This window comes from Bradyrhizobium sp., from assembly GCF_049519115.1.
Classification (GTDB): domain Bacteria; phylum Pseudomonadota; class Alphaproteobacteria; order Rhizobiales; family Xanthobacteraceae; genus Bradyrhizobium.
In genome coordinates, this window is the sequence record NZ_JBEKRB010000024.1 from 70,122 (window position 1) to 82,833 (window position 12,712).

General features: G+C 57.0%; 8 protein-coding genes. 5 read left to right on the forward strand and 3 right to left on the reverse strand.

The annotated features are described in order from the left end of the window. Window positions 1-92: 92 nt before the first annotated feature. The 4 genes from ABSE61_RS19175 (at window position 93) to ABSE61_RS19190 (ending at window position 6,045) form a co-directional block, all read left to right on the forward strand. On the forward strand, window positions 93-1,229 hold the full coding sequence (locus ABSE61_RS19175; protein WP_423872703.1) for a hypothetical protein: 1,137 nt from the start codon (window positions 93-95) through the stop codon (window positions 1,227-1,229). 1,003 nt (window positions 1,230-2,232) lie between these two features. Next, window positions 2,233-4,446 carry a lytic transglycosylase domain-containing protein gene (locus ABSE61_RS19180; protein ID WP_423872704.1) on the forward strand — a complete coding sequence of 738 codons (2,214 nt, stop codon included), beginning with the start codon at window positions 2,233-2,235 and terminating at the stop codon, window positions 4,444-4,446. Window positions 4,447-4,640: 194 nt separating this feature from the next. Beyond that, on the forward strand, window positions 4,641-4,892 hold the full coding sequence (locus ABSE61_RS19185) for a hypothetical protein (protein ID WP_423872705.1): 252 nt from the start codon (window positions 4,641-4,643) through the stop codon (window positions 4,890-4,892). A 910-nt stretch (window positions 4,893-5,802) separates the two neighbouring features. After that, complete coding sequence (locus ABSE61_RS19190; RefSeq protein WP_423872706.1) at window positions 5,803-6,045, forward strand: hypothetical protein; 243 nt, start codon at window positions 5,803-5,805, stop codon at window positions 6,043-6,045. 320 nt (window positions 6,046-6,365) lie between these two features. Here the strand turns inward: ABSE61_RS19190 and ABSE61_RS19195 are convergent, their stop codons facing one another. Together ABSE61_RS19195 and ABSE61_RS19200 are read right to left on the reverse strand one after the other, a co-directional pair. Beyond that, a complete protein-coding gene (locus tag ABSE61_RS19195; protein ID WP_423872707.1) occupies window positions 6,366-6,794 on the reverse strand; it encodes a VOC family protein in 429 nt (142 codons plus the stop codon). Between the two features lie 70 nt (window positions 6,795-6,864). After that, window positions 6,865-7,791, reverse strand: a complete 927-nt coding sequence (locus ABSE61_RS19200) for an alpha/beta hydrolase (protein ID WP_423872713.1) — start codon at window positions 7,789-7,791, stop codon at window positions 6,865-6,867. Window positions 7,792-8,351: 560 nt separating this feature from the next. On the opposite strand from ABSE61_RS19200, the gene ABSE61_RS19205 reads away from it, so the two are divergent. Next, window positions 8,352-9,878 (forward strand): amidohydrolase family protein, encoded by a 1,527-nt coding sequence (locus tag ABSE61_RS19205; RefSeq protein ID WP_423872708.1) that lies wholly within the window; start codon window positions 8,352-8,354, stop codon window positions 9,876-9,878. Between the two features lie 809 nt (window positions 9,879-10,687). Here ABSE61_RS19205 and ABSE61_RS19210 read toward each other — a convergent pair. Beyond that, window positions 10,688-11,791, reverse strand: coding sequence for a recombinase family protein (locus tag ABSE61_RS19210; protein WP_423872714.1), 1,104 nt, complete (start codon window positions 11,789-11,791; stop codon window positions 10,688-10,690). Between the last annotated feature and the right edge of the window lie 921 nt (window positions 11,792-12,712).

Below are 12,712 nucleotides of genomic sequence, written 5' to 3' on the forward strand. Positions count from 1 at the left end.
GCATCCCTGTGCTGCGTTTCGCATGTCGGGCAAAACGTCGACAGGTAGCGCCGAGGGACGATCGAACCCTGCGATCGTTAGGAGAGTATCCCATGCATGGCAGCAAGAGTGGGCGCCAGCGGCTGGCGGACCGATCCGCCGATTACAAGAGACTTGGCATCGCTCCCGTCGAGGTAGCCGAGTTCGAAGACGGTCAGCGCATCGGTACGGAAAGCGGTCGCTATGAGTGGTGGTACTTCGACGCTCATTTCGACGACGGCGCGACGGTTGCCGTGGTTTTCTACACCAAGCCGAATGTTAGCCCTAATGGTCCACTTGCACCAAGGGTTACCATCGACATCACGCTGCCTGACGGCCGCACCTTCGACAAGCTTCTCGACACGACGCCCGAGATGTTCAGCGCATCGAAGTCTACCTGCGACGTCAGGATCGGGACTAACCACTTCGTCGGGGATCTCAATCGCTACCACATCACGGCAACTATCGAGGAAATATCGGTCGACATCGAGCTGACCGGACAGGTTCGCGCCTGGTGCCCCAAGTCTGGTCATCTCTATTTCGGTGCTGAAGCACTAGGAAAACCCTTCGCCTGGCTTCCTTCGGTGCCTAATGGACTGGCACGCGGCCGTTACAGGATCGGGAATGAGGAACGCCACGCCTCCGGCAGCGTGTATCACGATCACAATTGGGGCGACGTCCCCATGCAGACGCTCATCCATAACTGGTATTGGGGGCGCGCCAGTGCCGGTCCCTACACGATCATTGCCTCCTACATCACAGCTACTGACGCTTACGGGTTTGAAACGCAGATCGTCTACATGCTGGCTAAGGACGGCAAGATCATCGCTGACGACGACGCCAACGTATCTTTTGAGACCGAATGCGTCGCGGTCGATCGCAAGACCGGCAAGCCGGTGGCGGATGTCACAAGATATACCTATCACGATGCCGATACGCGCTTTGTCGCGTCATTCGAGCGCGAGAAGACTATCCCACAAGTCAATTTCACCGACCGCATGCCGTGGCTCAAGCGTATAGCCGCCCGGCTGGTCGGATTTGACGGCGCTTATCACCGCTTCACAGGCAAGATCACGATCGAGAAATTCGATAAGGGCCTGCGCGTGGAGTGTTTCGATGATCATGCCATCTGGGAATTGATGTATTTCGGTAAATCGCGACTCCGGGCTCAGGATTTAGTGCAGCCCCCGTTTCATCCGACGGAATTGTGAATGGTCGCTTCGGATTTTGAGACAGGCTGCCCTTTTAATTTTAGAATCATTCTTTATGTCTCCTCGTGGAGAGCTCATGCGTCGCGCCGTCGTCTTTCTCGTTTTGCAGTTATGGTCATTGTCGCTGCCAAGCGCGACAAGCGCCAGTCCGCTTTCTCTTTATGGTCCGTTCGACCAGAAGCACAACGGAGAGCGCACCGATGCGTCCAACTCAGCTGCAGATCTTGAGGCTCTCTCGGGCTGTGGGAGAGGCCGCTACCGCGACATGACAACACATCAGTGCGAGGGATCGGCCGATTTGCGTTAGGGACCGCCTTGTTGGCGGCGTTGTTTACCTTGACGTTGCCTATTGGCGAAAGCGGATCTCGCCACGAAGTGTCCTGATTTCCACCTGCGACCTATTTTGTTCCAGCATCTGGTGACTCTCTTTGGTACCTCTTGTCAAACTCGAGATAGATATTCCAGACGGCGCTGGCTAACGTTTGCGATGGTATCCGAGCGCATATCCTTTTAACTCTGGCCACTATCTCGGCAGTGTCAGTTCCCGATTGTGGTTGCTCGCTGGCAGCAGCAACGTAATTCAGCCCCGTCCAGAAACCAAAAATCCAGACGGTCCCCTCTGTCTCGTGCTCTTTCGTGGCTCTCCAGTGAGCGCAACTCATGCCTCCTATTCCCGTCATGCCGACGGAAACTTTCGTATCCTGCGCTAAAGCGCGGTGGGCCGAAACCACGAAGACCAACGCCGCCAATAAGAATGCTTTGACCATCCATGATGATTTACGCACGGCGCCGAGGTCGTCAATCCTTGTGGCAATTAAGCTCGTAGGGCTGCCGTTCAGCGGCGTGGCCCGTCAGGATGCGTCACGACTTCTGAGTTCCATCTTGCCGAGGTTTTCCTTTGCTGTTGCCGAAACGCGACAGTTGCGGACGGACGCCGTGGTACCCTCCGGGCGACTCCAGCCGTACGATCGTGGTTCGTCCGGCTGGTTTGGGGGACTATGGGATGAATCAGCGCTTACGTCCGCTGTCCTGTTTCCTGATTTCGGCTTTGCTTGCCGTATGTTCGACTGCCGCCATCGGACGGGCCAACCATAAGTCTCCGCGCGCCGGGAAGCCGCACGAAGCGAGCGGAGCGCGGCACCACCGCAATGCGGCGCACGAGAAAGCTGGACATGCAAAGCATGTGGCGGCGAAGGAGCGCGAGTCGGCGCGACCCGCCGCCGCGCCGTCCGCGAGTCCGGAGGCTTCTCCGCTCCCGGCCGATCTGGCGGCGGCAAAGAATGCGATCGAGCTCGCACGCAAGGCTAAGACAAGCGAGGCGACCGCCATACAAAAGACGATCGCCGATCCAACAACCCGGAAACTGGTTGAATGGTTCATCCTGCGCCATCCGGACGCTGACGCAAACTTCGGCCGATACGCGGCCTTTATTGCTGATAGTCCGGGCTGGCCGAGTATGGGACTCATGCGCAAGCGGGCAGAGGCGCGTCTGTTGCAGGAACGCAGCGACGCCGGCACCGTGCGCGATTTCGTAGGCGATCGGCCGATAAGCGCCAAGGGCCGCTTCGCGCTCGCGCGGGTCCTGCTCGCTGAAGGCAACCGTGACGAGGCCGGACGTTTGGTTCGCCAGGTCTGGAGATCGGATGAGTTGTTGGAGCGCTCCGAAACCGAAGCGCTCGAGCTGTTCCGCGACCTGCTCACGCGCGAGGATCATCGCGCACGCATGGACAAGCGCATCGGCGCCAAGGATCCTTCCGGCGCAAAGCGTGCCGCGCAACGCCTCGGCAGCGACGAGCTTTCGATCGTGAAGGCCTGTGCGGCCGGAAACACGGACGAGGCGATCGATTTACTCAACGACGTCGCGGCTGAGGCCCGCAGTGATCTGGGATACACACTTTGCCGTATCCGCTGGATGGCGCATCACGACCGGATCGACGAAGCAACCCGCCTGATGCTGGCAGCCGCACCGGAAACCATGGCGCTTCAGGATACCGACGAATGGTGGCGCGAGCGGCGCTTTCTCGCCCGCAAACTGCTCGATCAGGGCAAGTTTGAAACCGCCTACCAGGTGGTGCGCGATGGCGCGCTGCCGGCCAGCGAACAATACCGAGCGGATTTCCATTTCATGTCTGGTTGGATCGCTTTGCGCTATCTCAATGACCCCGCGACGGCACAGGCCCATTTTGCCCATATAGACGACGGCTCGACCAATCCGATTGTGCTGGCTCGGGCGAACTACTGGCGAGCCCGAGTTGCCGAAGCAATCGGCGAAAAGGACGCGATGCGTGCCAGCTACGAAGCGGCCGCAAGCTATCCCACCGCGTATTACGGACAGCTCGCGCGCGCCAGGCTAGGCCTTGACAGAATTGAGTTGCGGGCGTCGGCGGCGGTTAGCCCGGCTGACGATATGGAGCTCGCGGACGAACGCGTGCGTGCCGCGGATATGCTCTATGCACTCGGCGAACGCGACGTGGTTATAAATTTTGTTGCTGACCTCGCCGAAGAGAGTACTGACGTGGGGTTGCTGGTGGCGCTCGCTGAGCTAACCGGCCGCCGCAACGATGCGCGGGCCATGTTGCAGATCGGCAAGCCGGCGCTCGCCCGCGGCCTTGCGCTCGATCTTTACGCATTTCCGACAATCGGAATTCCGAAAGCTAGCCCAATCGGTCCCGAGATCGAGCGTAGCATCATCTATTCGGTCGCACGTACCGAAAGCGCGTTCAACCAGCGTGACAAGTCGTCGGCCAATGCGGTCGGCCTAATGCAAGTGACGCCGGAAGCCGGACGCGACACCGCGAGGCGTTTCGGCGTCGCCTATGACTGGGACCGGATGGTCTCTGATCCCGTTTATAATACGCAAATGGGTGCCGCTGAACTCAGCGCATTATTGAAGGAATATACCGGCTCCCACATCATGACCTTTGCTGGCTATAACGCGGGCCGGGGTCGCGTTCGCGACTGGGTAAAGCTGTACGGTGACCCGCGCGATCCTAATGTCGATGCGATCGATTGGGTGGAGCGCATTCCGCTCTCCGAGACGCGCAATTACGTTCAGCGCGTCATCGAGAATCTGCAAGTCTATCGCGTCCGATTTGAGAGCGGCGCTCCGCTGATGTCGAAGTCCGATCAACGTTCAGGCAGCTTGCAGGAGGCCAATTCGGCGCCGCCGTTGTTAGCTCCGATATCCGCTTCCCAAGGTGATGCGGGTATTCCATAGCACCTGATGGAGCAGCTATGACTATTCTCGAAAACAAGCAGGATAGCAAAACAGCGCAAGATACCGTCGGCGCCGCCCATCCGCCGTCTGGTCGAGATCAGGTTTAAGACGAGAAATGAGACCTGAAACGAAACGTGGACGCTGAGAGGAAGACAGCATCCTATCAGCGTTGCCGGAGATAATGGACTGTGCTCATGATGGAGATCTCACAGCCTGCCAAGGAAACGAAAACCGCCGAAGAACTGGCCGCAATGATCCATGAGGATTTAAGTAAAGTGGATGGCTGCCCCAAGGCCGGTGTGAATGTGACCGTTTACGGCCTCCCCTGGAATGCCATGCTCATGTTCGGCGCGGCGGCCGGTCCGGTTCGCAATAAGGCCGAACTGCAAGCGTTCTTTGAGATCATCACAGAGCGCCTGCAGCGATTGTACGATGTTGAGTTGTAGCGGCGAACTCGCAATTTACATTGGTCCGAAGCGCGGCAGACGTTCCCAGCCGTTGTGTGAACTGGAGCACATCTTCCAGTGCGCGAATCGGCCTAACATTCTGCTGCCGTCTCACGGCGGCAACCTCCCTAGACTTAGCGTCCGTCGAGAATGGCGGGCCCTTTTTTCAGCTACCGCCGGGGCCCATTCGCGCCTGCGCTATTTGAACTCTTCGGGGTTCGAATTATGTCGCCAGATCGATCTCTCGCTGAAAACGTAACGCATCAAATCGGATAACCTTGCTGATGCTTGTCACGACGCCCGGTAGATGGCCTGCTAGCTTCCAGAGGGTTTGATATCCGAGGGGTGTAGGAATGAAGTGCTCGGACCTCGTTCGAAGTGCTGCATGAATTGAGGTCCCGCGTAAGAGTTGTACCAATTGCGAGGGGCATAGCGGCTAAAGGTCCGCTCATGATGGGTAGGGTATGGCGCGGCTACTCCAAAGTCCTGAGCGTAGGACGGGGTAGCAAGCGCGGCAAAGAGAACTGCCGCCAGACTTACGGATTTCAGGTTGGTCATTTACTTCTCCTATCGTTTTCAATCGACGCTCGCGCGTCTGAAAACGAAGTAGGTCTGATGTCCATCGACCCTACTAACTTCTTAGTCATTCAATCTAAGTAATCCGTGATGCCGATGTGAAATGCCGTGACCTGAGCTTCTGAAGCACGGTTACCGCCGAAAACGCCGCCGTGATCTTCTGACTGCATGCGGTTCACGCCAGCTTGAAGCCAATGACATGAAAGTTAGTCGTGCCGCCGAACTGGCATTCATACGTCTGCTGCACGAGACATCAACACCACAACAGATGACGCAAGCGATCGCCTTGCAACGATTTCGCGCAGCGTCCTCCACATAAAAAGAGTATAGTATCATGACAAACTTTGGATTGATTGGAGCGGCCACCATTGCACTGTTGGTCGCAACGCCAGCGATGGCGGCGCAAGTCCGCCATCACCATCGTTATGCTCACGGTCGTCGTATAACGCCGGTCAAAAATCCCCGACGATCTTGGCTTGAACCGGCTGACGGAGCCTACGAGTATTACGGGATTGACAAATACTATCCGGAGGAAAACTACGATGCCGACTTCGACCGCAAAAATACGTTTAGCTGACATTCCTTCTTGGGTGAGCCCGCGTCTTGGTTGCGCGAAATGTCCGCTTCCGTTGGCAGGGCGGACTCAGTGCCGACTGGTTCTGGGCTTCTGCTTGGCTGTGTGACCGCAAAACTCCAACGCGCGGTGAGGATGATATTTTTTCGTTCAACCTTGAAATTGAATGGGCTTGCAATTCGGGCGTCTCAGACGTCTTTGACGACTAACTTGTTCTAGTGCGATCGAGCGTCCCCGCGTTTTCACGCAGCTAGACCCTAAGCAGACATTTGACTGTAGCCGGTCTTAGGTTCGCGGCGTCTCTCTCGAAGGAGCGATGCCAGTTAAAAAGGGTTGGGGTCGTGTTGGCCGAAGATGCCGCGGTTCTTCTCCACGAACTCAATCAGATTGCCATCGGGATCGCGGACAAAAACGGTTCCAATACCAAAATCGAGCGGCTGTTCTTTGGAACGTAGCGGTCGGTGTTCGCTTTGCTTTACGTCGGACTGGAAGGGCATATAGCCATGCTCAAGCAGCCGTGCGACTACCTCTTCCAATTGGTCGACGCGCAACGCGACATGCCGTGACGGGTCATCGGTGTCGTCGCCAGAGCGCGTACGCAGCATTAGATGGATCGGGCAGCCCTGCTCGTAGCCGAGCCAATTTGACTTCTGAGGATGAGGAACAAGCCCCAGCACGTCCACATAGAATGCTCGCGCCCGATCGAAATCGGTGACTCTCATACTGACGTGCTGAATGCCGGAAAAGTTCATCTCACGCCCTCGATCGATTGTATTGATTGGACGGAGGTGTCAGTTCCGTCGAATTTAGTCCTAGCCATCCTCAGGTTGAGGTCGGCTGCGGCATGTCCAGGAAGGCCCGAGCCACATGCCAGAAGAGCTGTCGGTTCTTACCCAGAACGACTGAATGCGCGACGCCTGGCAGGATGACGAACTGGCGATCGCCATTCGGAAGTTGCGCAAAAAACTCCTGTAGGTCAGCGACCGTCGCGATGCCATCGTATTCGCCGCGGATCAGCAGGGTCGGGGCCGCGACCGTTTTAGGGTCGACTATTGGCAGGTTTGCAGTCATGTCGAGATAGGTCCCTGTCGGCATCTGTTCGCCAAACTTCATATCCGCGTCCGCCAACGCCTCCATGACTGCCATTTCGCTCGTGCCCGGCCGGTCGCGGGTCGCGATTGAGAGGACGTCCTCGCGGGTCCATTTTCGCATGTTATGGGTGCGGAAATAATCGAGTTTCTCTGCCCGCTTCGTTAATGTCGGCGAACCTTCACCTTTATAGGTGAACGCGGAAAGGATAAGCCGGTTTACACGTTCCGGCGCCATTGTCGCAAAGAGACCAACGCGAAGCGCTCCTCCGGACTCACCCATCCAGTGGAATTTCTGTTGCCCCGTCTCGTGGACCAAGACGCCGACCGCCGCCTTCAGATCCTCGGCGCCGCTCTTGATGTCTGAGTTACCCGACGTGCGGCCAGATTTTCCGTAGTTCTCGTGATCCATCGTCCAGCAATCGAAGCCATAACGTGCGAACTCGTTCATCACCGAATATTCGCCATGACCGGGGACGGAAATATCGTAGGACCGTGACGTCACCGACGAACCGTGGACAAAGAACAAGACAGGCTTCGGCGGCTCGCTCGATTTTGGCGTGCCGATCCGCTTACGAAACATCCACAGAGGCACTTCGCCCTTTTGCGTCCAATATTCTCCGCTCCAGATCTCGCCGTCGGCGGCAGCGGCGGCCGGCATCGCCGCCGCGACGCCGCCAGCGATTAACCCGAGGCCGGCGCCTTTCAAAACAGCCCTTCGCGCAAGCGGCCGATCGGTTAGCTTTTCATTCGTATCAGTCACGGTCGTGTCCTCGCGTCAGTTTTGGCTGCGATGCCGTATTGCTGGGTGATCAATAGAGTTGGCTGATTGAGACGCCGGTTGCCGGCGTTTTAAGATTTGCCCAGGAATAAGATCGCCGATCACCGAACAATTCAAGTCGGAACCAGCTTCGGCGATTTCTAACGCAGCCGATAACAGGCCGCGCGTCGAACCCGCAAGGTTTGTTGGTTGGAAACTTCGGTTCGCTGCAGATCGTTTGACGCTATCTATCGAGTGATTGGACGGTGTGCACGGAGAATTGGACTGTGCGTTGAACTAAATGTGAATTCGCATCAGCAATATCTTTCACGATTTGAAAAGAATGAGCGATCGCCGTTATCGATTGCCAATCCGTAATGTCCCCCAGAGACTCTCTTCCCGTAGTGTCCGTCGCGGGGGATTAGGATTCCACCACAAACCAAACGCCGAGGAATGACCAAGTGAGTAATCAGCTGACAGAAGAAGAGCTTGCTTCTCTGATGCCGTCCGAGATGCTTCAGCACCGGACCCCGATTCCGACCCAGATTGTTTCCAGTGATGAATTTTACCCTGACCCGCAAAACGAGCGGCAAAAGGAAGTCGAGGCGCGGATGCTGGCGATGGCTGACGAACTCGGCGGCAAGCAGGGTCTCGATCGCCGTAAATTTTTCCAGACCGCAGCGGGCATGGCTGCCGCTTTCGTGGCGATGAACGAAGTCTATGGGCCGGTGTTCGAAGTTTCCAAGGCAGAGGCCGCTACGCCGGCAATGGCCCAGGAGCGAGCAAACTCGCTCAAAGACCAGTTCATCATGGACATGCACACGCACTTCCTGCGTGACGATACGCGTATCATGGGCTTCGTCGAGATGCGTAAAGCGGTCGGCAAAGCCGGCTGGAACAAGCAGCTCAACGATCATGAGCAAACGATCGAGGATCTCAAGTTCAATAACTATAAAAAAGAGATGTTCCTCGACAGCGACACTAAGATCGCGTTGATTTCGTCCGCACCATCCGACATCGAGCAGGACTGGTTCCTGACCAACCAGCAAATGGCTGACGCGCGAAAGAAGGTCAACGACGAATCCGGCTCTCGTCGGTTGTTTGCCCATTGCGTGTTTGCGCCAGGGCAACCCAACTGGCTGGAAAATCTCGACGCCGGCCTCGCACTGAACCCCGAAAGCTGCAAGGGCTACACGATCGGCGACAACACCCACAAGGAAACCAGCCGCTATCCATGGCGGATGGATGACGAGAAGGTCACTTACAAGGGCTACGAGAAGATGGTGAAAGCAGGCATCAAGAATGTTTGCGTGCATAAAGGATTGTTCGCACCAAGCGTCGAACACCAGTTCCCCAATCTTCGTGGTTTCGTGGACGTCTCCGACGTCGGTCAAGCGGCCAAGGACTGGCCGCAGCTCAACTTCATCATCTATCACGCAGGTTATCGCCACGTTGGTGGCGATCCTAAGGTGGCACTGGCGGAGTTCGAGCGCACGGGTCGGATCTCGTGGACGAGCGATCTCGCTGACATCCCCACCCAATATGGCGTCAACAACGTTTATGGTGACGTCGGCCAGCTGTTCGCCACGACGCTCGTCGCCGAGCCGAACGTTTGCGCCGCGCTCATGGGCATCCTGATCAAGGGAATGGGTGTCGACCGCATCTGTTGGGGCACCGATGCGCTCTGGACCGGTGGACCGCAATGGCAGATCGAAGGATTGCGTCGTCTCGAAATCCCGGAAACGATGCAGAAGAAGTACGGGTTCAGGCCCTTGGGCGGCGCGACTGGCCCGGTGAAGACGGCCATCTTCTCCGGCAACAATGCGCGTCTCTACAACGTCGATCCAAAGAAGGCGTTGCTGGAGCTGAAGGATGACAAGTTCGCCAAGATGAAAGCCGCTTACGATCTAAACGGACCGGAGCCGTCGCACACCCGTTACGGCTACGTCGTGCCGGACGGATCGATCGATCATTCGGTATTCGTATAAATTGCATCATGATGACATCGAAGTGCCGCCGAAGTATTCGGCGGCACTTTTTAAAGCCTTTCGGCGGTCATTCAATCTACCGGCGTATAGGCTTTGCACCACCCATCCTCGGTAACCTCGCCCACAACTACTTTGCAGGAAGATCGTAGGAAAGTTTAGATACGTACTGTCATGGAAGCGGGTAGTAACGCGAGCGTGCGCGCCTGGCTTGATCTGCCTGACAATGTCCGCTTCGGTTTGCAGCGGACGAGGGCAGGGTATTCCCGCAACTTTCGGCGCTGACCCAGCGCGGACATCCACGCGATGTTTGGAGAAGCGCCATTCCGACAATGAGAATTACAATTGAGGGTTCAACGCAGCTTGAACGGTTCCCGCGTTGGAAGGGACATTGATTTTGCTAGTGAATAATGCGCCTCTTGAACAGCGGCTCTGTCGGAGTTCTCCTAGGGGCCAGCGAATCTTCCCGGCGGAGAACGAAAGCAGCGTCCCTCCAGGGCTCCTTTGCATTCGATCTTCCGCGACATTCTCAGCCAATCGGTGATTCAAAGGCCCGTGGCCTTTCGGCATTCGACTTCGAAGGCGTAAGGGCTAGGTTCGCCCCGTTCAAGCGGAGCATTGAATGAGGTATCGTAGGTTCGGCTGGTGTGCGTAAAGGCGGTAGCGCGCCCCCGCTACCACCTTAACCCTCGACAAAGAACCGGAAGGGAACACTGGCGCCTCAAGCAGCGCTGCCAGCCTTCCTTGCACCTCAATCTTGAGCGCTTCGCCCGGTTCGGTTCTTGCAACCGTCACGCTTTCGATCAGCTCCCTTATCGCGTTCGCCGTTTCGCTTCCAACTTCCGCTCGCGAATAGCTACGATCCGGAGATATTTGGCTTGCGCCTTGCGGTGCAGGGCGATGACGTTGACGGGCTCGGCAAGGTTCGCAAATTCGGCCCTAATTCGCTTTTGCCTCTCTTCCAAATCGTTAATTGCCGGCATGAATTTCTCAATTGGGTCGTCGCTTTCCAGCATCGCCGACATTGCCCGGTCCAACCTCCTGCCAACCTCGGACAATTCGCGCGCGAGATTTGTGCGCCTGTTAAGGCCATCGGCTGCCAAGCGCTTTCGTTCGGCCTGGTACTCTGCGAGAAAGAGCTTGATGGCGGACGGATTCGCTAAATGCCGGCGCAATCCGCCAACTACGGTCTGCTCGATGTGGTGCAGGTAATACGAACGATTGTTCGTGCACGTCTTTGCATTGTGAAACTGAGTGCAGATAACGCGCGTGCCGCCGCGATCCTCACCCTTGACAGACATTCCGCCGCCGCACGATCCGCAGCGAAGCAAACCACTCAGCATATGCTTGGGCTTCCGCCGATAGGCAGGCTTGGCGTGGCCGCGATCTATTCGAATTGCCTGCACCGCCGCCCATTGTTCTGGATCAACAATCGAGAGGGCAGGGACTTCGGAGCGGTGCCATTCTGACTCCGGATTGCTGCGTGACACTCGCTTGCCCGTATCAGGGTCTTTAATCATGCGAACGCGGTTCCAAACCAAGCGACCCGCATAGATCTCGTTGCCCAAAATTCCATTGTGCCGATTGTTCGATCCGGTCAAGGCGCCTGGGCTCCAGTAAGTCCCGCGCGGCGGCGCAATCCCCTCAGCGTTCAATCGTCCGACAATCGCCCGCGATCGTTCGCCGCTGACATACTCGCGAAAAATACGCCGGATGACTTCTGCCTCAGGCTCGTAGATTTTCCATTCTCCAGGCTTACCGGGGGTGGCGCGATAGCCGTAGGCGAGGCCAGCGTTCCGGGGAGATCTCCGGTCGCGGGCACCGCGTAATTTTGGAATACCCGACAGTCTTCTGGAAGCGCTATTGCTGTCCCAACAGGACGCTGGCGCCGACTGACCTACTGGACTGTCTTTGATCGGCCTCCTCGGGTGGTCTTTTCGAGCCCAGAATTATTGCGAGAAAAACGATCTCGCTAAATATCAGCCAACACATGAATGCGGCATAGAGGATCATTCCACCACTCCCGAGTGTGGTCCGAGAGTGTAACGCTCTCAGTCACCGATGCCGCATATCGGCACGGTTCTGAGGTGGACACGCGACTCGCCGATACCCATTAAATTCGGTGTTAAGAGGCGCCACCACCCCCAAAGATCGCCTACAATTTTCTAAGCCGTAAGGACCGCGTCAGGCCAAATCCCTGGAATAGCTTTTTGATAGCTGTTCGGGGGATTGCTTGCACGATGGGCTAACCGAGCAAGTCACGTTCCTGGGCATCCCGTTTCAGAACTGGATGGTTGTCGCTCTCGCGCTGATCCTGATCGCAATCATTATCAACCGAGGGGAACGCCGATAGAGAGTGCATCCGACCGTGAACCAATTCACAACCGCCCCCAAGACTCTAGGAAGGCCGCTGGTGAGTCCGGGATTGGGTGGCTCTGACCCTCGGGCCACCGCGGAAAACGAGTCATGAGGGCTGGGCATCGGCCTGAAATATGCATGTAAAGTTTTGCCTCTGAGGGACTCCCTACCGCCTCTTAGGGGACACTCCACCCTTGGCCGTTGCACCACCCGGCTGCGACGGTCATTTTTTTGCCAAAGCCCCTTACGGCTCACGGGCGTCTTACGTGTGGCCAGCCGATCGGCACGGCGCTAAGGGCGGTTTTCTGAATCCTGGCGGGACTTCCTTGGTTGCTGGCCTGTTTCCGGCCGGCCCAATGAACCTCCTCCGAACTGATGGACACCTGTAGTAGGCTCGAAGAGCCAGGAGGTGTCGGATGGAAGGACGTCAACGTCGGTCGTTTACGGACGACTACAAGCGGCAGGCGGTTGATCTGGTC